The organism is Methylobacterium sp. BI1 (assembly GCF_056680125.1).
The window spans coordinates 997077-1020740 of the sequence record NZ_CM155267.1; the positions used below are offsets into that span (position 1 = coordinate 997077).

Genomic DNA, 23664 nt, shown 5'->3' on the forward strand with positions numbered 1-23664 from the left:
ATTCGTGAACCAGAAAAATAATTTTCTACGGGGGGAGATATGATCTCATTCAGACCAAGTCTGGTCTGAAATCTGGTCCAAAGCGGATCTATGGGGCCGATTACGGGCAAAACCAGACGGAGAACAAAATTAGCTCTTGAATACAAAATTTGTAGGCGCGCTTGCCCGCACAGGCTGTGGAGGCCGCGCGGAATTTTCTTCCTGTCGCGGGTCCGCCTGCGTAAAAATCTACGCAGGTCCGGCCGAAAAGGTCCGGAATGGACGATTTCGGCGCCGGTCCCGGCCGTATGAGACCTGATCACCCGTCCGTTCGGCTGCGCGGACCGTAAGACTTGAATCGCTCCACCGTTCTCCAGATCTCGTCATCTGGCAGAACGACGGGATGTCCGACCTGAAGCGCCACCGCATATTGGTGGCAGAGCGCTTCCACTTCGACCGCGAGCCAGAGGGCTTTCCGGAGATCGGGTCCGACGGCGATCATGCCGTGATTGGCCAGCAGGCAGGCCATCCGTCCCGCCAGGGCCGTCAGGGCCGCCGCCGACAGGGCCTCGGTCCCGTAGGGGGCGTAGGGAGCACAGCGCACGGTCGGTCCTCCCGCCGCGGCGATCATGTAATGCACCGCCGGAATGTCCTGCCCGCAGATCGCGAAGGCGGTGCAGTGGGTCGGGTGCGCGTGGACCACGGCGTTCACCTCCGGGCGTGCCGCGAGGATGTCGCGGTGGAAGCGCCACTCGGACGAGGGGGCGAGCGGGTGCGTGAAACCGCCGTCGAACCGCATCGCCACGATATCCTCCGGGCGCAGGGTCTCGGCCGGAATGCCGGACGGCGTGACGAGGAAGCCGTCGCCCGCCCGCACCGACACGTTGCCGGAGGTGCCCTGGCTCAGACCGAGCGTCAGGAGTTCGCGCATGGCGGCGACGATGTCGGCACGGATCGTTCCGTCCGCTGGTTCGAGGGCGGGGGAGGGAGGCTGGGACGGCATGCGGGTCTCCGGACGCGGAACGCCCTACCGGTCGGGCGCAGGCGGTCTATAACACCGCCTGCCGGGCGCGCTCGCCGTCCGGCCCGGTTCCCGAGCCGGCGACGCTCCTGAGGCCGGGACGGTTCAGGGGCGGTCGCCCCGTCACCCGAGCAGAGGCAGTTCTGCCGATGAGTACGTACCGCTTCGAGGCGCTCGTCGCCCCGCGCGCCATCGCCCTGGTCGGCCTCGAGGCCGGTCCCGACGGGCTGGCCGAGGCGGCCCTGGCCAACCTCCGTCGCGGCGGCTTTCCCGGGCCGATCCATTGCCTCGGTTCCGATGCGGCCGCCGGTCTGATCCCGCACTTCGCCGACCTTCCCGAGGCGCCGGACCTCGTCATCCTGGCGACCCCGGCCGAGGCGATTCCCGATCAGATCGCGGAGGCCGGGCGACGCGGAGCGGCCAGTGCCGTCATCCTCACGCCGGATGTCAGCGATGCGGTCTGCGAAGCGGCGCAGGCGGAGGCTCGCCGCCACGGCCTGCGTCTCCTCGGGCCCGGCAGCATCGGTCTCTCCGTTCCCGGCGCCCATCTCGATGCGAGCCTCCTGGCCCGGGCCCCCAAGGCCGGCGACCTGGCGCTGGTCTCGCAGTCGGGCACGGTCGCCGCCGGCATCGTCGAATGGGCGGCACGCCGGGACGTGGGCTTCTCGGCGGTGCTGTCCCTCGGCATCGCCTGCGATATCGACGTCGCGGATTGCCTCGACCACTTCGCGGCCGACATTCGCACCCGGGCGATCCTGCTCTCCCTGGATGCGGTCGTGGATGCGCGCAAGTTCATGTCGGCGGCGCGGGCGGCTGCGCGTGCCAAGCCTGTCGTGGTGCTGCGCGCGGGGCGCCACCGCGCCCCGGCTCGGCATGCCGCGACCCATACGGGCGCGCTCGCCCGGCCCGACACGGTCTACGAGGCAGCCTTCCGCCGCGCCGGCCTGCTCGCGGTCGAGAGCCTGGATGCGATGTTTTCCGCGGTGGAGACCCTCGGGCGCCAACGCCCCTTCCCGGGGCATCGTCTCGCGATCCTGGGCAACGGGCGCGGCATCGGTGCCCTGGCGGCCGACCGGCTCGCGGATCGCGGCGGCACCCTCGCGGCGGCCGGGACGCTCGGAAATCCCGTGGATCTCGGCGTCGCCGCCGGACCGGAGGCCTACGCGGAGGCCCTCGCACCGCTGCTGGCGGATCCGGGCAACGACGCGGTGCTCGCCGTCCACGTTCCGACGGCACGATCGGACGGCACGGAGGTCGCCGGAGCGATCGCCGACACCGTGAGCCGGATCCGCCGGAACGGGGCGCGCAAGAAGCCGGTCTTCGCCGTGACGATCGGCGAGGAGGCCGAGGCGGTCGGACGCCTCGCCGCCGCGGGCATCCCGCGCTTCTCCACCGAGGACGCCGCCGTCGAGGGATTCCTGCACCTCGTGCGCTATCGCGAGGCGCAGGACGACCTGATGCGCACGCCGGATTCGCTGCCGCGGGATTTCTCACCGGACGTTGAGGCGGCCCGCGCGGTGGTCGCACGCGCTGTGGCCCAGGGGCAGACCTGGCTCGACCCCGTCGCGGTGGCCGATCTCCTCGCCGCCTACCGCATTGATAGCGTGCCCCTGACGCTGGCGCCCGACATCGACGCCGCCGCGACGGCCGCGTGGCCCATCATCGCACAGGGCGGGGCCGTGGCCCTCAAGGTCGTCTCGCCCGACATCGTGCACAAGTCCGACATCGGCGGCGTGCGCCTCGATCTCACCAGCGAGGCCGACGTGCGGGCCGCCGCCGCCGACATCCTTGCCCGGGCCCGGCGGCTGGCGCCGGAGGCGCGGATCACCGGTTTCGCCGTCCAGCCGATGATCCGGCGCGGCAAGCAGCGTGAGTTGATCGCGGGGCTCGCCGAGGACCCGACCTTCGGACCGGTGGTGGTGTTCGGGCGTGGCGGCACGGCGGTTGAGGTCATCGACGACCGGGCCCTCGGCCTGCCCCCCCTCGACCTGCGCCTCGCCTCGGAGCTGATCGACCGGACCCGTGTCGCCCGGCGTCTCGCGGCCTATCGCGACGTGCCGGCGGTGAACCGGCACGCGGTCGCCCTGGTGCTGGTCAAGCTCGCCCAACTGGCCGCCGACTGCCCGGAGGTGCGCGAACTCGACATCAACCCGCTCCTCGCCGACGAGACCGGCGCGCTCGCCCTCGATGCCCGCGTGATGGTGGCGCCCGACGCCGCGACGGGTCGGCGGGCCCGCGGGGCCTACCATCCGCGCTTCGCGATCCGGCCCTATCCGGTCGAGTGGGAGCGCACCCTGCATCTCCGCGGCGAGACCATCCTGGTGCGGCCGGTGCGGCCGGAGGACGAGGCGCTGTTCCTGACCTTCTTCCAGTCGGTCAGCGCGGAGGACCTGCGTCTGCGCTTCTTCGCGCCCGTGCGGGACTTCAACCATGCCTTCCTCGCCAAGCTGACCCAGCTCGACTACGCCCGCGCCATCGCCTTCGTGGCGATTGATGCCGCTACTGGGACGATGCTCGGCGCCGTGCGGCTCCATGCCGACGCCAACCATGAGAGCGGCGAATATGCCATCCTGATCCACGGCGACCGCAAGGGCACCGGCCTCGGCCATGCCCTGATGAGTCTGATGATCGACTGGGCCCGCATCGAGGGGCTCTCCCGCGTGGAGGGGACGGTGCTGCGGGAGAACCGGCCCATGCTCGCGGTTTGCCGCCAGCTCGGCTTCACCTCCCGGCCCGACAAGGAGGATGGCGGCGTGATCAAGGTCTCGCTCGCCCTGTAGCGTACAGGCCCGACCGGTTTCACGCCCTCTCGGCGATCCGCCGGACCCCACCGGGGTCGGCGCTGGCGCTGAATTGCGACGGGGTCATCCCGTAATGCTGCCGGAACAGGCGGCTGAGCTGGGCCGCGCTACGGAACCCGACCGCCTCCGCGAGCACGGCGATGGGATGGGGTTGCGCCGGGGCGCTGAGTGCCACCTTGATCCGCTCCAGCCGGGCGGAGCGGATGAAGCATTCGACCCCGCCCACCGGCTGGAACATCGCGAACAGCTTGGAGCGCGAGGCGCCGATGCTGCGCGCGACATCGGCGGCGCTGAGGTTCGGATTGCCGAGATTCGCCTCGATGTACAGACGGGCCTTCTGATGCTGTCGCGCCGGATCGCTGAGGGACGTGCCATGCCCGAGGGCGGCGGTGATGGCCTGCGCCATCAGAGTCGCGGTGTGGGCGAGGGTCTCGGCATCGAGGGCGGTCAGATGCGGAAGGCGGTCGCGCAGGCGCAGGAGATGGGAGGTGTAGGGCGCGGCGATGTCCGGCGAAATGACGAGGCCGTGGAGCGCATCCAGGGGGCCGAACCAGCGGCGGGCGAAGGTCCGCGGCATGCCGACGAAATTGCGTCGCTGCCTCGGAATGCTCTCGGCGTCGCGGATGATCACCGGCCGGGAGAAGTCGATGGCGTAGACGGACCCGGCTCCGGTCCGCACCTCGCGGCCATCGAAGTTGCCGACGATGGCGCCGGTCTCGACATGCTGGAGAACGATCGTATCGAGGCCGTCGAAGCCGAGTTTCTGCGCTGGCCGGTGAAAGATGAACGGCACGCCGTCCATGAAATGAAACCGCAGGTGTTCCGACCAGAAACTGGCGATTTCGACGTGGAAAGGTGTCACCAGGGGCGTCACCAGCGCCGAGCTGGCAAACATCAGTTGATAGGCCTGCTCGGCGTCTTCCTGCGGGTAATCGTGGCTCGAAAACTGCACGCTTCGGAGTGGGAACGTCCCGTCTGCAGGATGTTGGTCTGATGGCGAAGCGTACAAGGCTAGGTCACGACTGTTGGGCGCGGGGACGACGTCATTAATAAGATTGACGTCGTTGGGTTCCGTCCTGCCGGCCGGATCGGTCCGCAAGGTTGCGGCCCCGGCGGGATCGGTGCTGTCGGCGCGGCCTGTGTCCGCTCGCCTGGGCCTTCGGACCGGAAGCGAACCGGGACGCTGACACTAGAATTGCCATGCGCGTTTCAGCGAAAAAAGCGGACGATACAGCCCGTCCGCACAGATATTTCGACGGCGGGATTTGCGCCGTGGGTCGCCTGATTTGAAATTCGATTTGCTAATCGGCTGCGAAGCGCGTAGACATTCACTATCAATTCAACGGCAGAACCTCGGTGGCGCGGTTTCGTTACGAAATCGTGTGACAGAGATCTATGTCTTGAACTGGTAACGGAGACGGCCGCGCATGATCGCGTGGACCTCCGGTAGATGAAGCCCGCAAGGGCGAAGGAATACGATGGCTGTCGGTACTGTTAAGTGGTTCAACGAGACAAAGGGTTTCGGTTTCATCCAGCCGGATAACGGCGGAAGCGACGTGTTCGTGCACATCTCGGCCGTCGAGCGCGCCGGCATGCGCGGCCTCGCGGAAGGCCAGAAGGTCTCCTACGAGATGGAAACCGACAAGCGCAGCGGCAAGCAGTCCGCCGGCAGCCTCCAGACCGTCTGATCACGGCGGGTTCCCCTGTGGAGCCCGACCTGTTTCGAGAGCCGCTTCCCGGATGGGAGGCGGCTTGCTTGTGTTCTGAGACCCGATTCCAGGGGAGCGCGCCGTCGGCGGCCTCCCGCATGACAGGATCCTGTGTGAGCCAATTCAACCCGAACTCGATGACCGACCGCCTCAAGGCCGCGACCGAAGCCCGCGCCGCGGCGCTGGCCCGCTTCCGTGACCGCCCGGCGGCTGATGATCCGGCCGTGGTCGCCCGCAAGGCGGAGCGGGCCCAGATCGCCCGGGAGCGCGAGATCCGTGTCGCAGCCCGTGAGCAGGCCCGGCTCGAGGCCGAGGCGCAGCGCGCTGCCGAGGCCGAGGCCGAGCGCGAGCGTCAGGCCGCCGAGGAGATTCGCGCCGCCGAGGAGAAGGTGGCCCAGGCCGCCGCCGCACGCCTGGAGCAGAAGGCCCAGCGCGACGCGCGCTACGCTGCCCGCAAGGCCAAGGCGCGCCGCTGAGGTTTTCGGTTGGCGGGATCGTTCGATCCCGCGACCGCACGGCGGATTCGGCGCAAATCCGCCGGCCGGGTGCGTCCCCGGGACGAGCCTCATCACCGGGACCGCTGCATCGGGCGGACCCACCCCAGGCGCGACGTCAGTCCGCCGGACTTCCAGCGAGGAGACAAGCGCCATGTCCCACAAGTTCAAGCTCGGCCAGCGCGTGCGCCGCGCCCAGATCGGCTACACCGCACCGAAGTCCGACATCACGGACATCTTCGAGATCGTCCGCCTCGTGCCCGAGGACCAGACCGGCGAGCCGTTCTACCGCATCAAGTCCGGCAGCAGCGAGCGCGCCGTGCGCGAGGGCGAGATCACCGAGGCCTGAGCGGCGCTGCTCCGCGTCAGATGACGCGGAGCGCGCTCCTTCTCGTCCGACTGTCAGCGGCCTCTCCCTCACGCCGTGAGGGGGAGGCCGTTTGCGTTAGGTCAGCACCACCACGCGGGAGCCGATCTCGACGCGGCCGTACAGATCGATGACATCCTGGTTGATCATCCGGATGCAACCGGACGAGACGCTCTTGCCGATCGACTCTGGCTCAAGGGTACCGTGGATGCGGTAGAGGGTGTCCTTGTTGCCCTGCCACAGGTAATGCGCCCGTGCGCCCAGGGGGTTGTGCGCGCCGCCGGGTACGCCGAGGCCGCTCTGGAGTTGCGAAACCGAGCGGGCCAGTTTCGGGGTGCGCGCGATCATTTCCTTGGGCGGGTACCAGTCCGGCCACATCTGCTTCGAGTTCACCGTCGAGGCGCCGGACCACGAGAAGCCCTGCTTGCCGACGCCGACGCCGTAGCGCCGCGCCCGGCCGTTCGGCTGGACCAGGAACAGGTGGTGGGCCCGCGGATCGACCACGATCGTGCCCGGGGTCTCCGAACCCGTATAGGCCACCTCCTGACGAAGGAAGGACGGGTTCGCCTTGCGCCAGTTGAAGGCATAGACCGGGAACGGCTCGTCGGTGATCGCCGCGTAGGCGCGGTTGAAATCGATGGGGCCGTTGTCGACGGGCTTGGCCGGGGCGGTCTGCTGGGCCGAGGCCGGCGGCACCTGGCGCGGGGCGTAGAGATCCGCCTCCGGATCGTCCGCCACGGCGGCGCGGCCGCGCTGGCTCCGGACCGGGTCGAGATCGCGCTCGGAGCCGCGCTCGGAATAGGGCACGTACTGGCCGCCGCGGCGCCGGTAGAGCCGCCCGTTCTCGTCTCGATAGAGGCGCTCGTCGTCGTAGGGGCCGTCGCCGTCGATGGCGCCGCCGAAGAGGCCGCGTCCCTGTGCGAGGGCGGACCCGACGGGGGTGAGGAGCGCGAGGCTCGTCGTCGCCCCGGAAAGAAGCGTGCGGCGGGTCGTCTGGGACATGGGACGGTGCTCGGGAAGTCGTCGGAGAAGGGTCGTTCGAGCCCGGGCCTAGCAAGTCGAAGCAGGTCCGTCACGTCGTCTGAACGAAGGGCAGCCCTGCACCGGCGCTAAAGTTCGCGGGCGATGCAGTGCGGGCACAATCACCGGCTTCGGAAACCATCCGGAAATGCTTCCGAAGACCGGCGCGAATACGTCGGCAACACGCTTTCACCATGTCGGCGAAAAAACGGTGACCGGGGCCGCGATCCCGTTGCGGGCCCGTTGCAAAACGCCGGGCCGTGCCGACATAGGTGGGCATTCGCAAAGCCCCGCTCTCGAAATCATGGAACGCGACCCGTGCCGGTCCCTCCGCGTCCCCGCAACCGCGCGCCCCATCTGGCGCTCGCGGCGCTGCTGCTCGTCGCTCTCGTGCCGGCGGAGGGGCAGGCCGGCCGCAGCCGGACTCCGCCCCCGCCGGCGTCCACCGCTCCGGTGACGAGCTGGACCTCCAGCGAGCCCGAGAACCCCGCCTGCCAGCGCACCCGGCGCAAGCTCTGGCAGGGCGAGGAGGGTTGGGTCGTGCGCAGCGTCACGGTCTGCCGGTGAGGTTACGGCCCGATCCGGGCCGCGCAAAATTGATTTGCGCAAAATTGATGATCCGCGCGCGGTTGATCGTAGGATAATCGTGCGCGCACCGGTAAAGCTGGTCGGGCCACGCACCGGGTCGTGGGGTCGGCCGCTTCGGACATCGGCGAGGCGCATCGGCAGGAGCGTGGCCGGAGGGACGATTGAGTAGGACCGGCGATGCGCCCGAGACGGGGCCCGAGGCCCTGTCGCGCTACGACATCCTGGACACCGCGCCCGAGGACGCGTTCGAGGATATCGTGACGCTCGCATCCCGACTGCTGGAGATGCCGGTCTCCCTGGTCTCGCTGGTGGATGCCGACCGCCAGTGGTTCAAGGCGCGGGTCGGATTCGCGCGCGCCGAGACCTCGCTCGCGGAGTCGATCTGCGCCCACGCGGTGCGCCAGGACGGACTGTTCGTCATTCCCGACACCACGCGGGATTCGCGCACGGCGAAGAATCCCCTCGTCACCGGCGAGCCGCATGTCCGCTTCTATGCCGGCATGCCCCTGCGCACGCCGGAGGGGGCGGCCCTGGGGACCCTCTGTGTCCTCGACACCCGGCCGCGCCAGCTCTCCGAGGCGCAGGGCTTCATCCTGCGCACCCTCGCCGGCCGGGTGATGACCGAGCTCAACCTGCGACGTGCCCTGAAGGAGCGACGCGCGAGCGACCGGCACAACGCGGCGATCATCGGGAGCGCCATCGATTACGGCATCGTCACCCTGGATCTCGCCGGCCGGGTCACGAGCTGGAATGCGGGCGCCGAATGCGTCCTCGGCTGGAGCGAGGCCGAGATCCTGGGCCAGCCCGCCGAACTCTTCTTCACGCCTGAGGACCGCGCGCGCGGAATGCCCGATCACGAGATGCGCCTCGCCCGCGATCTCGGCCGGGCCAACGACGAGCGCTGGCACATGCGCAAGGACGGCTCGCGCTTCTGGGGCATGGGCGAGATGATGCCCCTCAGGGACGAGGCGGACCGGCAGGTCGGCTATCTCAAGATCCTGCGCGACCGCACGGCCCAGCGCCAGGCCGACGAGGCCCTGCGCAAGCAGACGGCCCTGCTGCAGACCGTCACCGACCACCTCAGCGAGGCGGTGGTCCGCCTCAGCGAGGACGACGTCGTCACCTTCGCCAACCCCGCCGCCGAGGCGATGCTGGGCTGGCCGCGCGGCAGCCTGATCGGCCGCAATCTCCACGACACGGCGCACCACCACCATCCCGACGGGCGGCCGTTCCCCCGGGAGACGTGCGAGGTCGTCCGTTCCCTGCGCAGCGGCGTGGCCTTGCGCGACCGCGAGGCGACGTTCTTCCGCCAGGACGGATCGCCCATCGAGGTCATCACCAACAACGCGCCCATCGTGGAGGACGGGGTGGTGCAGGGCGCCGTCCTGACCCTCACCGACGTCACCGAGCGCAAGGCGGCCAATGCCCGCCTGCGCCGGAGCGAGGAGCGCCTGAGCCTCGCCCTCAACGCCTCCGGCATGATCGGCACCTGGGACTGGGATCTGCGCGAGGACGTGATCTATGCCGATCCGAACTTCGCGCGGATCTACACCGTCGATCCGGAGCGCGCCGCCCTGGGGGCGCCCCTGGCGGACTACATCCGCAATTTCCATCCCGACGACATGCCGCGCTTCCAGGCGGAGCTCGACCGCCTCTTCGCGGGCGCCAAGGAATTCGCCTGCGAGTACCGGATCCTCCAGCCGGACGGCTCCCATCGCTGGGTGATCGCCCGGGGAAGCCTGGTGCGCGCCGCCGACGGGACGCCGCTGCGGTTTCCGGGCGCGTCGGTGGACATCACCGAGCGCAAGCGCGCCGAGGAGCGGCAGGCGGCCCTGGTCGAGCTCGGCGAGCGCCTGCGCGAGTTGCAGGATCCCGGCGAGATCGCCTTCGTGGCCGCCGAGATCGCGGGCCGGACCCTCGGGCTGACCCGGGCCGCCTACGGCGTGCTGGACGATTCCGGCGCCTATCTCGACATCGTCCGGGACTGGACCGTACCGGGGGCCAGTACCCTCGTCGGGCGACACCGCTACGCCGATTACGGCTCCTACCTGCAGGAGCTGCGCCAGGGGCGCGACGTCGTCATCGCGGACGTGGAGACCGACCCCCGCACCGCCGACCGGTCCGGGGCGTTCCGCGCTCTCGACGTGCGGACCGTGATCAACCTGCCGCTGATGGAGCGCGGGCAGCTCGTGGCCGTGTTCTGCCTGCACGATTCGAAGCGGCGCGATTGGACGCCGGACATCCTCGACTTCGTGCGCAATGTGGTCGACCGCACCCGCGCCGCCGTGGCTCGCCTGCGGGCCGAGGAGCAGCAGGAACTGGTCAATCGCGAACTCAGCCACCGCATGAAGAACCTGCTGGCGATGGTGCAGTCGATCGCGACCCAGACCATGCGCAGCGCCATCGACGTCGACACGGCCAAGGAGGTGCTCGCCGGGCGGCTGATCGCGCTGGGCCAGGCGCACGATCTCCTGATGGGCGGCGCCCTCGGCAGTACGTTGATCGGCCCGGTGGTGCGGGGCGCCCTGAAACTGCACGAGGATCGCGAGGGCCGTTTCCGCCTCGACGGGCCGGAGCTCGAGATCGGGGCCAAGCCGGCCCTGTCCCTGGCGCTGATGCTGCACGAACTCGCCACCAACGCGGCCAAGTACGGAGCGCTCTCGGACGAGGACGGCCATGTGGCGATCCGCTGGGAGGTCCGCGACGAGAGCGGCGAGCCGACCCTCGCCTTCTCCTGGGCCGAGATCGGTGGGCCCCCGGTGACACGGCCGACGCGCAAGGGGTTCGGCTCGCGCTTCATCGAGCGCGGCCTCGCCGGCCAGGTCGGTGGCACCATCGCCCTCGATTTCCCCGTCGACGGCGTCACCTGCGCCATCGCCGCGCCCCTGGCGGCCTTCCAGGCCGACGGCTGAGCCGGCGCCCGACCGGGCGGTGAACCCTGGATATTTGCTGGGCACTGCCGTCTCGCGCGGCAATGTGGCGATCCTGACGGCGGCCCGGGCGGGCCTGCCCATCGGGTCTGTGCGTCGGCCCGGCTCGAAGGGAATGGCGTACCGGGAACTGGCACGTTCGGTGCTTGGCTCGATCCGTCGCCGGTCGGCGACGCGCGGGGCAAAGGCGCCCCGCACGCGGACGGCGTGAGTCCGGATCCCTTGGCATGAGCGGCCGTCCTGCGGCCGCGAACCTCGAGACGCACTCCATGGCCAGCTTCAAGACCGTGATGAAATCCGGTCATCCTCCGACCCTGTTCGCTGCCTTCCTCTACTTCGATTTCTGCTTCGCGATCTGGGTGCTCAACGGTGCCATGGGCCCGTTCATCACCGAGACCTATAAGCTGACCCCCGCCCAGACCGGGTTCATGATCTCTCTGCCGATCCTGGCTGGCGCGGTCATGCGCTTCCCGCTCGGGGTGCTGGCCCAGTATATCGGCCGCAAGAACGCCGCCATCACCGAGATGACGGTGATCATGATCGCGATGGCCTTCGGCTTCTTCTACGTGAACACCTACGACGAGGTGCTCGCCATGGGCGTGCTTCTCGGCATCGCCGGCGCCTCCTTCGGCGTCGCCCTCTCCCTCGGCTCCGGCTGGTTCCCCAAGGAGCACAAGGGCCTCGCCATGGGCATCGCCGGCGCCGGCAATTCCGGGACGGTGCTGGCCGTGCTGTTCGCGCCGCCCCTGGCCCAGGCCTATGGCTGGCAGACCGTCTACGGCTTTGCCGGCTGCGTCATGGCGATCCCGCTCCTCGTGATGATCGTCTTCGCCAAGGAGCCGCCGGACGCCGAGCACCAATCCTTCAAGGAGCACGTCTCCTGCCTGTTCCAGAAGGACGGCTGGGCCTTCAACCTGATCTACATCATCACCTTCGGCGGCTTCATCGGCCTGTCGAATTTCCTGCCGACCTTCTTCTACGAGCAGTTCGCCGTGACCAAGGTCGAGGCCGGGCGCCTCACCATGCTGGCCGCCCTGATGGGCTCCGGCATCCGCGTGGTCGGCGGCTACTTCGCCGACCGCCTCGGCGGCATCCTGGTGCTGTCCGTCGTGCTGCTCGCCGCGGTGGGCTCGTTCCTGCTCCTGACCGCCTCGCCCTCCCTGGCGCTGACCACGGCCCTGTTCATGCTGTGCTTCGCTGCCCTCGGGGCCGGCAACGGCGCCCTGTTTCAACTCGTGCCCCTGCGCTGGCCCGCCAACACCGCGGTGGCCGGCTCGATGATCGGCGAGGTCGGGGCCCTCGGGGGCGCCATTCTCCCCAACGTGATGGGGTTGTCGAAGCAGTACACCGGGTCCTTCGCCCTCGGCTTCGTCGGCTACGCGATCTTCGCCGCACTGGTGTTGGTCTGCCTGCTGGTTTGGCAGCGCAAGTGGGTCGGCACCTGGGTCGGCCCGCGCGGCAAGGTTCTGACGCCCGGCACGCCGGAACATGCCGAGGCCGGCCGCCTCGGCCCGCTGACCGCCTGACCGTCGTCTCCTAGCCGATCTCCTCCGCCACCAGCGCGAAGGTCAGGACATCCACGGCCGAAGCGCCGCCGCGCAGGAGCACCCGCGCGGCGGCGTTGGCCGTCGCGCCGGTGGTCATTACGTCGTCGATGAGGAGGACTTTCCGGCCCTGCAGCCGCGGCCGCATCGCCTCCGGCACCCGGAAGGCGCCCTGGAGGTTCGTCGCCCGGGCCACCCGGCTCAAGCCGACCTGCGGGCGCGTCGCCTTTACGCGCGCGAGGTAGCCCGGCACGGCGGGCCGCCCCGCGATCCGGCCGATCCGCCGTGCCAGGAGCGCTGCCTGATTGAAGCGCCGCCGCCATACGCGCCAGCGGTGGAGCGGTACCGGGACGAGGCAATCCGCACGGGCGAGGAGTTCCGCGCCGGCCCCCGCCATCATCCCGGCGAGGACGGGGCCGAGATCCAGGCGATCCTCGTATTTCAGGCGATGGACGAGGTCGCGGGCGACCCCTTCGTAGAGCGCCACCGCCCGCGCTTGCGCGAAGACCGGCGGATCCGCGATGGCGCGCGGGGAGAGCAGGGTGCCGGTGCCGTGGTCGACGGCGAAGGGCGTGCCGAAGCGGTCGCAACAGGGCGGCGCGATCAGGCGCAGGCCCGACCAACAGCGGGCGCAGAGGGCGTGTGGGTCGGCGATGGCGCTGCCGCAGCCCGGACAGGTCGGCGGATAGACCAGGGCAAGAGCGCCGCGGAGAACAGCACGGAATCCGATGGTGACGACGCGGGCGGCGGGAGCCATGATGGCAACCCTACCACCCGCATCGCTGAAATACGATCCTGGGTTGTCTTCAGCGGGCCGGCTGCTGCGGCTGCGCCTGGTTCTGCTCGCGGTCGCGCTTGTTGGCCTGGTGGCGGCCGACGGCGCAGCCTGCCGCGGCTCCCATCACGCCATGGCCCGCCATGTGGCCGGCGACGCCGCCGACGAGGGCGCCCTTGATGCAGCCCTTGGCCTCGGCGCCGGTGGTGGCGAGGCTGATTCCCGCGAGGGTGAGGGCCGCGCCGAACAGAATGGACTTCATGGCGTCTGATCTCCTTGATTCGTCGTCGAATCGCTGGGGCTCAACAGCGAGGAACGGAGTCACGTTCCGTCCCGATTGCCGCTGGCGGGCGCGGACCCGGCGCGCCATCTAGATCGTGATGACCGCGCCACCGCTGTTCGATACGGGCCTCGCCCGCCGCCGCCTCGCCCGTGCCCACCGGGCCGGCTATGCCGATTTCCTGCTGCGCCGGGTGGTCGAGGATCTCGACGACCGCCTGGGGGCGGTGCTGCGGACCTTTTCGGAAGCCGTCGACCTCGGCACCCCGTCCGCCCTCGCGGCCGAGCACCTGCGTGCCTCCGGCCGGGTCGAGCGGGTCACGCGCCTCGCGCCGCGGGCGGAGGCCGGGGCGGTGCTGGCCGATCCCGAGGCGCTGCCGCTGGCCCCGGGCCGATTCGACCTCGCCGTCTCACTCCTCGCCCTGCAGCACGTCAACGACCTGCCCGGCACCCTGGCGCAGCTGCGTCGGGCCCTGCGCCCCGACGGGCTGTTCATCGGCTGCCTCCTCGGCGGCCGGACCCTGACCGAGCTGCGCCAGGTCTTTGGGCAGGCGGAGAGCGAGGTCGAGGGCGGCGTCAGCCCGCGCGTCGCGCCCTTCGCCGAGGTCCGCGAGATGGGCAGCCTGCTGCAGCGGGCCGGATTTGCCCTGCCGGTCACCGATGTCGAGACCGTCACGGTGCGCTACCGCGACCCCTTCGCGCTGATGCACGACCTGCGCGCCATGGGGCTGACCAACGTCCTGAACGATCGCCGCCGCACACCCCTGCGCCGCGACACGCTCCTGCGCGCCGCTGCGCTCTACGCCGAGCGCTTCGCCGATCCCGACGGGCGCCTGCGCGCCAGCTTCGAGATCCTCTGGCTCTCCGGCTGGGCCCCGCACGCGAGCCAGCAGAAGCCCCTGAAGCCCGGCACGGCGCAGACGCGCCTCGCCGAGGCCCTGGGTACCACCGAACGCAAGCCCGAAGGACAGGATCCATGAGAGAGCCCGGACCCGACCACCCGATCGCCATCGCGCCGCATCCGGGCCGCGTGCGGATTCGCCTCGCAGGGACGCTGCTTGCTGAGACCGAGGCCGCCCTCGTGCTCACCGAGGCGAATTATCCGCCGGTGTTCTACATCCCGCGGGCCGACGCCCGCTGGGCGCATTTCACCCCCAGTGCCCGCCGAAGCCACTGTCCGTACAAGGGGGATGCCTGCTACTTCACGCTGACGACGCCGGACGCCACGCAGTCCGATGCGGTTTGGAGCTACGAGGCCCCCTATCCGGCGGTAACCGCCATCGCCGGGCACCTCGCCTTCTATCCGGACAAGATCGACCCGATCGAGCAGGGCTGACGCCGCGCGTCCGTCAGTCCCGGACCTGGGACCAGAACGCGGCCTTGCGCCCGTGCAGGCGGCGCAGCGTGCCGCGATAGGCCTCCGGATCCTCCGTCAGCCCGTCGAGGGCCTCGAGGTACCGGGCGGCGTGGCCGTAGGCGGCGCTGCGCCCGTGCTCCAGGATGGAATCGATGAGCAGGCGGTAGAGCTCGGCCGCCGCCTCGGGCTGCGTCCGTTCCAGGGCCTCGGCGGCCGGCGCCAGGATCTCGTAGCGGTTCCCGTCCCAACTGCCGCGATGGGCCATGACCAGGCGTGCGGCGCAGGCCGGATTCGGCCACTGCGTGAGGAAGGCGAGCGCCCGGTAGCGATCGGGATGGGCCCGCGCCTGATCGAAGGCCCGATCCAGCGCCGCGTCGTCCTCGAAGTCGGGCAGCTTCGCGAGGTAGGCCCGCAGCATCGCCGGGTCGAGGTTGTGCCCGAAGGCCTCCCAGCGCAGGGCCTGCGCCGCCTCCGTCTGGCCGAGGCTATCGAGGATGCGGATCTCCAGGGCCTGGCGCGCCCGCTCCGGCGCATCGTGGTCGAACTGCCCCGTCAGCAGGGCCTCCCGGGTGACCACCACCGGGCCGCGCTTCTGCCGCCGGCGGATCCAGTCCAGGGCCTCCGGGGCCCGGCCCGCCGCGAGCAGCCGCTCGGCGATCCGCACCCGGTCCGGCTGTTCGGGGGACACCGCCCGCTCGAAGGCGATGAAGGCGTCGACGTCGCCCGCCCGGTCGGCGAGGGCCTGGCGCATGCGCACGAGGCGGCTGCGGGCGAGCTGGGAGGCCCAGGCTTTCTGGCCGCCGGTCCGGCCTTCCGCGGCCGGGGGCGTCGCGTCCGCGAGGGCCGCATCGAGGGGCGCCAGGGCCGCCTCGGGCAGCCGTGGGATCAGGTCGTGCAGCAGGGTTTCGACGAAGCCGCACCCGTCGGCGCCGAGGCGGGTCACCAGCCCCGTGGCGACCCCCGCCGCTTCCTCCGCGGGCAGGTCGACGATCAGGGCGGCGGCCGCATCGGCCGCGCGCTCGTAGACGCCGTGGATGCGCCCGCTCGAATCTTCCGCCCGCCCGAGGACGTCGCCGGCACCCCCGAGGAAGCGGATCAGCCGGTCGAGGGCCGCGCGGGGATCGAGGGCGGCGAGCTCCGTCACCACCGTGGTCAGCATCGCGTCGAGGTCGGCGGCGAAGGCGCGCTGCTTCTGCCAGTCGATGTAGCCCTGGCCGCGCTCCAGGGCGGTGAGGCGCCGGTCGATCAGCGCCGCGATGGCATCCGGCCCCTGCAGGCTCGCCACCGCCGCGGTCACAAGCTTCTTGAAGGTCGGATTGCGCGCCGTCTCGGACAGGACGAGGCCGATCAGGCGCTCCAGCCCGAGTTCCGTCAGGGTCTCGGGGCTCGGCGTGGTCTTGCGCGAGGCGCGCTTGGGCTTGCCGGCAGCGGCTCTGTCCGCGACGGGCGGCCGACCGGAATTCGCCTTCGCCGCCGGTTTCGCCGCTGCCCTGCGTACCATGCACCGCTCTCCCTCTCCCGACGAGCAAGTCCTTTCCCGACGGGGCAGATCGCGCCGGACGGGATCTGTCTCTCAGACTTGGATCAGGGGCCGAGCAGATCCAACAGGAAAGGGATCAGCGGCGCGTCGGCCGGCGGCATCGGCTGGTCCTTGAGGTCGCGCGGGCGCACCCATTTCAGCGCCTGACCCTCCAGGGAGCGCGGCAGCCCGTCCCAGCGCCGGCAGATGTAGAGCGGCATCAGGAGGTGGAAATCCGGGTAGGCGTGGCTCGCGAAGGTGAGGGGGGCGAGGCAGGCCTCCTGCACGGTGATGCCGAGTTCCTCGGCGAGCTCGCGGATCAGGGTCTCCTCCGGCCGCTCGCCCGGGTCGACCTTGCCGCCTGGAAATTCCCAGAGGCCGGCGAGCTGCTTGCCGGGCGGGCGCTGGGCGAGGAGCACGCGCCCATCGCTGTCGACCAGCGCGACGGCGACGACGAGGAGGATGCGCAGGGGCGCGGGCGACGGCGTGCTCACGGGGCGATCGCGAAGGTCGCGGCGACGTCGGCAGAGGTCTCGATGGTGCCGGCGACGAGCGGCACCGGAGCACCGCCGCGCTTGGCCCGCATCGGCGCGGGCGCCGCGAAGGCGACCGGCGGGGCGCTGCCCGTCGCGGGGGACTGGATCGACACCACCCGCCCGAGGCTGACGCCGGCGGCCTCGGCCAGCCGCTCGGCCTGGGCCCGCGCGTCCTTCATCGCCGCGCTGCGCATGGCGCTCTCGGCGGCATCGGGATCGCGCAGGCCGAAGCCGACGCCGTCGATGCGGTTCGCACCGCCGTCGAGGGCCCGGCGCATCAGGTCGCCGAGGCGGCCCATATCGGCCAGGCGCACCCGCACGGTGTTGCTGGCGCGGTAGCCGTCCGGCTTCTCGGCGAAGGACCCGTCCGGCTGCCGGACCGAGCGAGTGACCGGCTGCAGCGTCACGGCGGAGGTGCCGAGATCGGCCTCCGGCACCTTGAAGTCGGCAGCCAGTGCCAGGATCGCCTTCGCGGCGGTGCTGGCGCCGTCGAGGGCCGCGGCCGGGGTCGCGCCCCTGGCCTCGACGCCGATCTCCACCGAGGCGAAGTCCGGCGCGACCTCGGAGCGGGCGCGTCCGACGACGCTGATCCGACCCTCGGCCGGACCCGGCCTGTCCTCGGCCCGCACTGCGCCGGGGGCGCCGAGCAGGGCAAGGGCCAGGAGGGAGAACGCCCCCGCGCGCCTCACGAGCGATAATCCCCGTTGATCTCGATGTAGAGCTTGGTCAGGTCGCAGGTCCAGACGCGGGCGCTGCCCGCGCCGAGGCCGAGCTCCACCCGCACGGTGACGTCGGGCTCGCGCATCACCGCGCTCGCCGCCGCCTCGCTGTAATCGGGATCGCGGGCGCCCTCGCGGGCGACGCGCACGTCGCCGAACCAGATCGCGAGGCGGTCGCGATCGGCCGGCTCGCCGGCCTTGCCGACGGCCATCACCACCCGGCCCCAATTGGCGTCCTCGCCCGCGATGGCGGTCTTCACCAGGGGCGAGTTCGCGATCGACATGGCGATGCGGTGGGCCGAGGCGTCGGAGGTCGCGCCGGTGACCTGCACGGTGACGAACTTGCGGGCACCCTCGCCGTCCTTGGCGACCAGCTGGGCCAACTCCACCAGCAGGTCGAGCAGGGCGGCGCGGAACGCGGAGAGGCGCGGATCGCCCGCATCGGAAATCGCGGCGTTGCCGGCCGCGCCCGTCGCGAACAGCATGAGGGTGTCGGAGGTCGAGGTGTCGCCGTCGACCGTCACGCAGTTGAAGCTCGTGGCCGTGCCGGCGGTAAGCAGGGTCTGGAGGACATCCTGGGGCAGGGCGGCGTCGGTGAAGACGAAGCTCAGCATCGTCGCCATGTCGGGGGCGATCATGCCCGCACCCTTGGCGATGCCGTTGAGGGTGACGGTGACACCGTCGATGCTGGTCTGGCGCGTGGCGAGCTTCGGGAAGGTGTCGGTGGTCATGATCGCCTGGGCGGCGGCGGCCCAGGCCTCCGCGCCGTCCCGGGTCCGGCCGGCGCAGTCGGCGAGCACGCCCTCGAACTTCGTGGCGTCGAGGGGTTCGCCGATCACGCCGGTGGAGGCGATGAAGATCTCTTCCGGCTGGCACTGCGCCGCCTCGGCGGCGATCCGCGCCGTCAGCGCCACGGCCTCGCGTCCGCGCAGGCCCGTGAAGGCGTTGGCGTTGCCGGAATTCACCACGAGGGCGCGGGCGCCCGCACGGCCCAGGGCCTCGCGGCACCAGTCCACCGGCGCGGAGGGGCATTTGGAGCGGGTGAACACGCCGGCGGCCTGCGTGCCCGCGGCGAGCGCCACATAGAGCACGTCCGTCCGGCCGGAATAGCGGATGCCCGCCTGCGCGGTCGCGAGCCCGACACCGCGAATCGCCGGGAGCTGCGGTTGCGTCCGGGGCGCCAGCGGCGAGACGGGGGGGCTCTTGGCAGACGACATGGGCGAGGGCTCCGGATCTCTGCGGCCGTCTCGGGCGCGCGGCGAGGCCGGTGTTGCCCCGCGCGCGCCGTCCGCGTCAACCACGACCACCGTCATGTCCCTGTCGCATCGCACGCCCCGGCCAGCAGCCCTGGCGGATCAGGGACTTGTCTCGGGGATCTGCCGGGAGGCGGCCCGAAGTGCTGCGATGCAGCATCGTGGCAGGCCGGAGTTCTTCCGGGCGACGGTTCCCGCGATCGGGCGGAAGGGGGGACGAAAGACATCCGCCTCGGCGGGATGGGGGGCTTGTCTGTGCGCGCGAACGTGACATAGCATGCTGCGACGCACAGTTTCCGAGGTGATCGGCACGGATGTCCAGGCGCGAGGGGGGAGTCTCGACAATGGAACGACCGACTTCGCCAGGTGGCGCCTACGGCGTTCAGGTTCTGATCGCCGGTCGCCAGAAGCATTGGCGCGATGAGGTTACATCGCAGATCCGGCGCGCAGGCTTCGCGGCCACCACGGTGGATTGCGGCGTCGACGCAATGACCGTCCTGGCTCTCGGCCTTCCGGTCGATGTTCTCGTCACCGACGTGAGCCTGCAGGGCAAGCTCTGCTGCCAGAAGCTCGCCTTGGAAGCCCGTGCGCTGCGCCCGGACCTCCGCATCGTCTTTGCCAGCGACCTCGAATCGCTGGCGAGCGAAGACGACCCGACCCAGTGGCTCGAAGAGCTGTTCGACGCGCAATTCCCCGACGACCGCGACGGTCTGGTCGCGATCCGGCGCATCGACAACGTCGCCAGCACGGTGTGGGACGCCCTGCGCAGCCCCGCCTGATCTCCTCCGCCTTCGAAACGGACGGACCGTCTTCCTTCAAACCGTGAGTTTCGGGATCGACCGGCGGTGCCGCCCGTCTCCGCTCGGCGAGCCGGATACCCTGGGCACGTGACGATTGTCTGACGGTCCGCTTCGATTCAAACCACCCAGGTTTTGACCCGAGGCAGGTCCTGAACGAAAAAATCCCCCGCGGGGATGCGAGGGCTTCCGGTCGTCCTGTCGCGATGGGATCACTGCGCCTTGGGGGCGTCCGCCGGCTTCGGACTGGCATCCGTGCTCGTCTTGTTGGCATCCGAGTTCGCCTTGAAATCGGCGTTCGGCTTGGCCTTGCCGAGATAGACGTATTCCGGCGCGGCGCGGAGCTGGTCCTTGTTGGTGTCGATGGTCGCCTTGAGGGTCGCGTCGTCGACGCGGACGAGCTTCATGGCGCTCGGGTCGATGGCGACGTACTTCGTACCGATGCCGAGGAAGCCGCCGACACCGACCACCCACGACTTCACGGTGTTCTTCTCGTCGAGCACGACGTCGGCGATCTCGCCGATGGTCTCGTTCGCGGCGTTCTGGATGGTCAGGCCCACGAGCTTCGAGGTGACCATGTCGCTCTTGTTCTGCACCACGAAGGTGGGGCGCAGGTCATTGGCGAGGGTGGCTGGGGCGGCCTGGACCGGTGCCGACGCGGCGGCGGGCGCGTTGGCATCCGGCGACTGGGCGAGGGCGAGGGTGGCGCTGGCAACGAGGAGAGTCGTGCCGAGCAACAGGCTGCGCATGGGCGAAGTCTTTCGAGAGGTCGAGCCGAAGGTCGAACAAGTTTGGGCCGTGATGGCACACGCTCAAGTTCAAGCTTCTGCCAAAGGTTCCCGCGATACGGCATGGTGAATGGACGAACGCCGCGCGGACCTTAGATTCCTCGGTACAGGGGCGGCGGAACCGGTCCGCGCGCCCGCCACGGGGTGCCGCACCATGTCGAACGTCTTGCCGCCCAACGTCCGGTTCGCGCGGATGCCGCGCCGTCACGCCCTCGCGCTGCTCGGCGGGGCCGTCGCCTGCGCAGTCCGCCCGGCCTCGGCCGATGCCCTGAAGGCGGGTGCCTTCGTCTTCGAGAAGCCGGAGGGCGGCACCCTGCCGCTCTCGGCCTATGCCGGCCGGCCGATCCTTGTGGTCAACACCGCCACGGCCTGCGGCTATGCCGGGCAATTCACCGGGTTGCAGGGCCTGTGGACCCGCTTCGGTGACCGGGGGCTCACCGTCATCGCGGTGCCGTCGCCCGATTTCGGCAATCAGGAGCCGCTGGACGGCGTCGCGATCGCGGAAGCCGCCCGCAAGAACCACGGCGTGACCTTCCCGGTCACCGCCAAGACCCATGTCCGGGGTCCGGCCGCCCACCCGTTCTACCGCTGGGCCGCCGCCGAGAAGCCCGGCAGCACGCCGGGCTGGAACTTCCACAAGTATCTGGTCGACCGCGACGGCAGCCTGATCGCCGCCTTCCCATCCTCGGTGGAACCCAACGATCCGCGCATCGTCACCGCGATCGCCAACGCCCTGCCCGCCGCCTGAGGCGTCAGCGCGGGATGTCCCGGGGCGGGCGAAGGGACCCCGACGGGGGCGGCGCGCGACGGATGCGCCGGGTCCGCTCGGCGGTCCCACGCGCCGGCGGCGAGGCGTAATTCGAGGCGAAGGGATTGGCCGGCGTGCGATCGGCGCTGCCGAACAGGCTGAACTCCGCCCGGGCGCCCTGGTCCGCACCCAGCAGCGTCAGGAAAAGAGCGAGGCAAAGGCGGCGCATGCGTGTTCCCGGTGTCGTCCGACTCCTTGCCCCGATACCCCAAACCCCCACATCCCGCGAGAGGCCGCTCCGGAATCCCCGAGGGATCCGGGCTGCCGCGGAAGGGGTCGAGGAACGGGATGATGAAGCCGCACCGGTTCGAGCAGGCGGGCACCGTCTTCGAGATCACCTTCGAGCGGGCGCCGGAGGGCTGGGTCGCCCAGATCCGCCGGTCCGACAGTGAGACCACCCACGCGATCGGGTTTCCGGACGGGCCGGGCTACGACCCGACCGACGTGCGCGGGTCGCTGATCGCGGGCTGCGCCGCAGCCCTTCCCAGCTTGTCCTGGTCGACCCCGACCCGACACTGAGCGGAACCTCCCGAACCGCCCCGTGTTCGCCCTCCCGAATGCTGCGCCCGCACCGGCGCGGGTGCGCGAAACGGGAAGGAACAGCCGATGTCCGAGATCACCTATCGCATCGTCGAGCACGATGGGGGCTTCGCCTACAAGGTCGGCGACGTGTTCTCCGAGACCTATCCGAGCCACGACGAGGCCCTGCAGGCGGCCCAGGCCGCCGCGGCCGAGCAGCAGGTTCCGGGCTCGACGGAGGGGATCCGCTACCAGGACAGCAAGGGCGACTGGCACGACGAGACCGCCCAGGGCAACGACCGCCCGACGGCGCGCGTGGTCGACTGAGGTCCCGTCCCGTTCCGGTGGCGCTCAGGCCGAGCGTCGCCGGGGCGGCGTCCCGCCCGCTGGCCAGGCCGCCAGGGGTGCCTCGGCCTCGGGACCGGGGCCGGTCTCCGCGCGGGGAGGCATGCCCTCGCATCCGGTACGGTTCCGCCCCGCCGATTTCGCCCGGTAGAGGGCCGCATCGGCCGCCTCGACCAGGGCGGCCGGGGTGGGCGCGCCATCGGGGCTCGCGGCGACGCCGACACTGACCGTGACGTGGTCGAGACCGTCGCCGCGCCCGGCATGGGGCAGGGCGAGGGCATTCAGCGATTGGCGCACCCGCTCGGCCAGGACGATGGCCGCCGCGCTGTCGAGGCCCGGCAGCAGCAGGGCGAATTCCTCGCCGCCGTAGCGCGACACCAGGTCGGCGGTGCCGCTGACGCGGGTGGTCAGGAGGCGGGAGATCTCGCACAGGCACGCATCGCCGGCCCCGTGTCCGTAATGGTCGTTGAAGCGTTTGAAGTGGTCGACATCCACCAGCATCAAGGCGAACGGATCGCCGTCGCGGGAGGCCTGCCACAGGGCATCCAGGCGTTGCGAGAAGGCCCTCCGGTTGGCGAGGCCGGTGAGCGGATCGGTGGTCGAGAGGCGGGTCAGGCGGGCATTGGCGACCACGAGCTGCTGCGCCCGCAGGGATTCCCGCAGCGTATAGAGATAGTTGCGTCGGTTGGCGCTCTCGATCTTATGCGCGGCCCCGAGGCTGAAGGCGATGCCGATCAGCATATCGAGCCGGACCAGTCCCGCGAGGTCCGGGGCGATCTCCGGGTGTGCGGCGATGGCGAGGCCACCAGCGAGCGCGGTGGTGCCGGAGACGATGCAGGCCCAGGTGAACCGGAGCGCCAGGGAGATGTTCGCGAAGATCACCGTCAGCCAGATCGCCGTGGTCGCGTGGGCGACGTTGGGTCCGTGGCCGAGCCAGAGCGTGATCACGGGGATCAGCACCGCCGCGAGGACGCCCAGGCCACACAGGGCCTCCCGGGTCTGGGCGCTCACCCGGCTCAGGGCCACGAAGATCCCGACGGCCAGCGGCGTCATCACGGCGAACCGCAGGACTAGGTTCAGCGTCGCGACGTCGGGCGTGGTGACGTAGGTGGCCCAGGCATAGATGTGGAAGACCGCGAGGCCGATGAGGGTGGTCCGCCGCAGGTGCCGGACCCGCCGGCGTCCGGTCTCCGCCTCGAACCGGCTCTCGAGTTCAGGCGGAAAGACGAGGCGCCAGCGCGTCGCCTGCAGCGTCCGTTCGATGAGCGCCAGCAGACGGTCGCTGGTGCGAAACGACAGGGAGCCCGGATCGTCGGACGATCGAGCAGCAGACGAAGCGATCACGCGCGGGGAAATCCATGGGCAAGCGGATGTGGGGCAGGCGGATGCGGGGCAGGCGGGCGAGGGTCAGGGGGGGCGACTTCGGCCTCTGCGCCAAGTCGGCCCCTGTGCCAAGTCGGCCCTTGCGCCAAGAGTGACCGCAACTCCTGTCGGCATGCTTTCCCCGATCGTTAGA

General features: G+C 70.5%; 25 protein-coding genes. 13 read left to right on the top strand and 12 right to left on the bottom strand.

Annotated features, from left to right (window positions below; translation table 11 throughout):
- Positions 1-298 precede the first annotated feature (298 nt).
- A complete protein-coding gene (locus AC1MGR_RS04810) occupies positions 299-982 on the bottom strand; it encodes a class II aldolase/adducin family protein (RefSeq protein WP_480233833.1) in 684 nt (227 codons plus the stop codon).
- 167 nt (positions 983-1149) lie between these two features.
- Between AC1MGR_RS04810 and AC1MGR_RS04815 the strand changes: the two genes are divergently transcribed.
- Positions 1150-3780 (top strand): bifunctional acetate--CoA ligase family protein/GNAT family N-acetyltransferase, encoded by a 2631-nt coding sequence (locus AC1MGR_RS04815; protein ID WP_480233834.1) that lies wholly within the window; start codon positions 1150-1152, stop codon positions 3778-3780.
- A 19-nt stretch (positions 3781-3799) separates the two neighbouring features.
- Here AC1MGR_RS04815 and AC1MGR_RS04820 read toward each other — a convergent pair whose 3' ends face one another.
- Entirely contained in the window at positions 3800-4900 is a 1101-nt protein-coding gene (locus AC1MGR_RS04820; protein ID WP_480233835.1) for a helix-turn-helix domain-containing protein, read from the bottom strand.
- A 379-nt stretch (positions 4901-5279) separates the two neighbouring features.
- Between AC1MGR_RS04820 and AC1MGR_RS04825 the strand changes: the two genes are divergently transcribed.
- From AC1MGR_RS04825 to AC1MGR_RS04835, 3 genes are all read left to right on the top strand, one after another.
- Positions 5280-5489 carry a cold-shock protein gene (locus tag AC1MGR_RS04825; protein WP_055947623.1) on the top strand — a complete coding sequence of 70 codons (210 nt, stop codon included), beginning with the start codon at positions 5280-5282 and terminating at the stop codon, positions 5487-5489.
- A gap of 134 nt (positions 5490-5623) precedes the next feature.
- Entirely contained in the window at positions 5624-5986 is a 363-nt protein-coding gene (locus tag AC1MGR_RS04830; RefSeq protein WP_480233836.1) for a DUF6481 family protein, read from the top strand.
- Positions 5987-6158: 172 nt separating this feature from the next.
- A complete protein-coding gene (locus tag AC1MGR_RS04835; protein WP_108038323.1) occupies positions 6159-6353 on the top strand; it encodes a hypothetical protein in 195 nt (64 codons plus the stop codon).
- Between the two features lie 96 nt (positions 6354-6449).
- On the opposite strand, the gene AC1MGR_RS04840 is transcribed toward AC1MGR_RS04835, so the two are convergent.
- Complete coding sequence (locus tag AC1MGR_RS04840) at positions 6450-7373, bottom strand: L,D-transpeptidase (RefSeq protein WP_108038325.1); 924 nt, start codon at positions 7371-7373, stop codon at positions 6450-6452.
- A 336-nt stretch (positions 7374-7709) separates the two neighbouring features.
- On the opposite strand from AC1MGR_RS04840, the gene AC1MGR_RS04845 reads away from it, so the two are divergent.
- From AC1MGR_RS04845 to AC1MGR_RS04855, 3 genes are all read left to right on the top strand, one after another.
- A complete protein-coding gene (locus AC1MGR_RS04845; RefSeq protein WP_480233837.1) occupies positions 7710-7958 on the top strand; it encodes a hypothetical protein in 249 nt (82 codons plus the stop codon).
- A gap of 182 nt (positions 7959-8140) precedes the next feature.
- A complete protein-coding gene (locus tag AC1MGR_RS04850) occupies positions 8141-10891 on the top strand; it encodes a PAS domain S-box protein (protein ID WP_480233838.1) in 2751 nt (916 codons plus the stop codon).
- Between the two features lie 287 nt (positions 10892-11178).
- On the top strand, positions 11179-12435 hold the full coding sequence (locus AC1MGR_RS04855; protein WP_480234722.1) for an MFS transporter: 1257 nt from the start codon (positions 11179-11181) through the stop codon (positions 12433-12435).
- Between the two features lie 10 nt (positions 12436-12445).
- Here AC1MGR_RS04855 and AC1MGR_RS04860 read toward each other — a convergent pair whose 3' ends face one another.
- Entirely contained in the window at positions 12446-13210 is a 765-nt protein-coding gene (locus AC1MGR_RS04860; protein WP_480233839.1) for a ComF family protein, read from the bottom strand.
- A 49-nt stretch (positions 13211-13259) separates the two neighbouring features.
- Positions 13260-13490, bottom strand: a complete 231-nt coding sequence (locus tag AC1MGR_RS04865) for a hypothetical protein (RefSeq protein ID WP_103708401.1) — start codon at positions 13488-13490, stop codon at positions 13260-13262.
- 118 nt (positions 13491-13608) lie between these two features.
- On the opposite strand from AC1MGR_RS04865, the gene AC1MGR_RS04870 reads away from it, so the two are divergent.
- Both AC1MGR_RS04870 and AC1MGR_RS04875 read left to right on the top strand, forming a co-directional pair.
- Positions 13609-14487: a methyltransferase domain-containing protein gene (locus AC1MGR_RS04870; RefSeq protein WP_480233840.1), complete on the top strand. Its 879-nt coding sequence runs from the start codon at positions 13609-13611 to the stop codon at positions 14485-14487.
- Complete coding sequence (locus tag AC1MGR_RS04875) at positions 14484-14843, top strand: DUF427 domain-containing protein (protein WP_480233841.1); 360 nt, start codon at positions 14484-14486, stop codon at positions 14841-14843. Before AC1MGR_RS04870 ends, AC1MGR_RS04875 begins: the two co-directional genes overlap by 4 nt.
- Before the next feature lie 13 nt (positions 14844-14856).
- On the opposite strand, the gene AC1MGR_RS04880 is transcribed toward AC1MGR_RS04875, so the two are convergent.
- The 4 genes from AC1MGR_RS04880 to argJ form a co-directional block, all read right to left on the bottom strand.
- Positions 14857-16365 (bottom strand): DUF6880 family protein, encoded by a 1509-nt coding sequence (locus AC1MGR_RS04880; RefSeq protein WP_480233842.1) that lies wholly within the window; start codon positions 16363-16365, stop codon positions 14857-14859.
- An 83-nt stretch (positions 16366-16448) separates the two neighbouring features.
- Positions 16449-16877, bottom strand: coding sequence for an 8-oxo-dGTP diphosphatase MutT (gene mutT, locus AC1MGR_RS04885; RefSeq protein ID WP_108038336.1), 429 nt, complete (start codon positions 16875-16877; stop codon positions 16449-16451).
- The gene (locus AC1MGR_RS04890; RefSeq protein WP_480233843.1) at positions 16874-17608 is read right to left on the bottom strand and encodes an SIMPL domain-containing protein; all 735 of its coding nucleotides are present in this window, start codon (positions 17606-17608) and stop codon (positions 16874-16876) included. The genes mutT and AC1MGR_RS04890 overlap by 4 nt, the downstream gene beginning before the upstream one ends.
- Positions 17605-18855, bottom strand: a complete 1251-nt coding sequence (argJ, locus tag AC1MGR_RS04895; RefSeq protein ID WP_480233844.1) for a bifunctional glutamate N-acetyltransferase/amino-acid acetyltransferase ArgJ — start codon at positions 18853-18855, stop codon at positions 17605-17607. Before argJ ends, AC1MGR_RS04890 begins: the two co-directional genes overlap by 4 nt.
- Positions 18856-19235: 380 nt before the next feature.
- Between argJ and AC1MGR_RS04900 the strand changes: the two genes are divergently transcribed.
- Positions 19236-19670, top strand: coding sequence for a response regulator (locus tag AC1MGR_RS04900; protein ID WP_108038339.1), 435 nt, complete (start codon positions 19236-19238; stop codon positions 19668-19670).
- A 230-nt stretch (positions 19671-19900) separates the two neighbouring features.
- On the opposite strand, the gene AC1MGR_RS04905 is transcribed toward AC1MGR_RS04900, so the two are convergent.
- A complete protein-coding gene (locus tag AC1MGR_RS04905) occupies positions 19901-20437 on the bottom strand; it encodes a PRC-barrel domain-containing protein (protein WP_480233845.1) in 537 nt (178 codons plus the stop codon).
- A gap of 193 nt (positions 20438-20630) precedes the next feature.
- Here AC1MGR_RS04905 and AC1MGR_RS04910 point away from each other — a divergent pair, with 193 nt between their 5' ends.
- A complete protein-coding gene (locus AC1MGR_RS04910; RefSeq protein WP_480233846.1) occupies positions 20631-21224 on the top strand; it encodes a glutathione peroxidase in 594 nt (197 codons plus the stop codon).
- Between the two features lie 4 nt (positions 21225-21228).
- Here the strand turns inward: AC1MGR_RS04910 and AC1MGR_RS04915 are convergent, their stop codons facing one another.
- On the bottom strand, positions 21229-21453 hold the full coding sequence (locus AC1MGR_RS04915; protein WP_480233847.1) for a hypothetical protein: 225 nt from the start codon (positions 21451-21453) through the stop codon (positions 21229-21231).
- Positions 21454-21572: 119 nt separating this feature from the next.
- On the opposite strand from AC1MGR_RS04915, the gene AC1MGR_RS04920 reads away from it, so the two are divergent.
- Positions 21573-21803 (top strand): hypothetical protein, encoded by a 231-nt coding sequence (locus AC1MGR_RS04920; protein WP_480233848.1) that lies wholly within the window; start codon positions 21573-21575, stop codon positions 21801-21803.
- Positions 21804-21890: 87 nt separating this feature from the next.
- On the top strand, positions 21891-22130 hold the full coding sequence (locus AC1MGR_RS04925) for a hypothetical protein (protein ID WP_108038344.1): 240 nt from the start codon (positions 21891-21893) through the stop codon (positions 22128-22130).
- 24 nt (positions 22131-22154) lie between these two features.
- Here AC1MGR_RS04925 and AC1MGR_RS04930 read toward each other — a convergent pair whose 3' ends face one another.
- Complete coding sequence (locus AC1MGR_RS04930; protein WP_480233849.1) at positions 22155-23492, bottom strand: GGDEF domain-containing protein; 1338 nt, start codon at positions 23490-23492, stop codon at positions 22155-22157.
- Positions 23493-23664 lie beyond the last annotated feature (172 nt).

Bases quoted from the DNA above. Each gene is read 5' to 3' on its own strand.
- argJ (WP_480233844.1), bottom strand. From the start codon at position 18,855: ATGTCGTCTGCCAAGAGCCCCCCCGTCTCGCCGCTGGCGCCCCGGACG.
- AC1MGR_RS04880 (WP_480233842.1), bottom strand. From the start codon at position 16,365: ATGGTACGCAGGGCAGCGGCGAAACCGGCGGCGAAGGCGAATTCCGGT.
- AC1MGR_RS04875 (WP_480233841.1), top strand. From the start codon at position 14,484: ATGAGAGAGCCCGGACCCGACCACCCGATCGCCATCGCGCCGCATCCG.
- AC1MGR_RS04810 (WP_480233833.1), bottom strand. From the start codon at position 982: ATGCCGTCCCAGCCTCCCTCCCCCGCCCTCGAACCAGCGGACGGAACG.
- AC1MGR_RS04925 (WP_108038344.1), top strand. From the start codon at position 21,891: ATGTCCGAGATCACCTATCGCATCGTCGAGCACGATGGGGGCTTCGCC.
- AC1MGR_RS04870 (WP_480233840.1), top strand. From the start codon at position 13,609: ATGACCGCGCCACCGCTGTTCGATACGGGCCTCGCCCGCCGCCGCCTC.
- AC1MGR_RS04900 (WP_108038339.1), top strand. From the start codon at position 19,236: ATGGAACGACCGACTTCGCCAGGTGGCGCCTACGGCGTTCAGGTTCTG.
- AC1MGR_RS04855 (WP_480234722.1), top strand. From the start codon at position 11,179: ATGGCCAGCTTCAAGACCGTGATGAAATCCGGTCATCCTCCGACCCTG.
- AC1MGR_RS04835 (WP_108038323.1), top strand. From the start codon at position 6,159: ATGTCCCACAAGTTCAAGCTCGGCCAGCGCGTGCGCCGCGCCCAGATC.
- AC1MGR_RS04815 (WP_480233834.1), top strand. From the start codon at position 1,150: ATGAGTACGTACCGCTTCGAGGCGCTCGTCGCCCCGCGCGCCATCGCC.
- AC1MGR_RS04910 (WP_480233846.1), top strand. From the start codon at position 20,631: ATGTCGAACGTCTTGCCGCCCAACGTCCGGTTCGCGCGGATGCCGCGC.
- AC1MGR_RS04840 (WP_108038325.1), bottom strand. From the start codon at position 7,373: ATGTCCCAGACGACCCGCCGCACGCTTCTTTCCGGGGCGACGACGAGC.
- AC1MGR_RS04920 (WP_480233848.1), top strand. From the start codon at position 21,573: ATGATGAAGCCGCACCGGTTCGAGCAGGCGGGCACCGTCTTCGAGATC.
- AC1MGR_RS04915 (WP_480233847.1), bottom strand. From the start codon at position 21,453: ATGCGCCGCCTTTGCCTCGCTCTTTTCCTGACGCTGCTGGGTGCGGAC.
- AC1MGR_RS04865 (WP_103708401.1), bottom strand. From the start codon at position 13,490: ATGAAGTCCATTCTGTTCGGCGCGGCCCTCACCCTCGCGGGAATCAGC.
- AC1MGR_RS04825 (WP_055947623.1), top strand. From the start codon at position 5,280: ATGGCTGTCGGTACTGTTAAGTGGTTCAACGAGACAAAGGGTTTCGGT.
- AC1MGR_RS04905 (WP_480233845.1), bottom strand. From the start codon at position 20,437: ATGCGCAGCCTGTTGCTCGGCACGACTCTCCTCGTTGCCAGCGCCACC.
- AC1MGR_RS04860 (WP_480233839.1), bottom strand. From the start codon at position 13,210: ATGGCTCCCGCCGCCCGCGTCGTCACCATCGGATTCCGTGCTGTTCTC.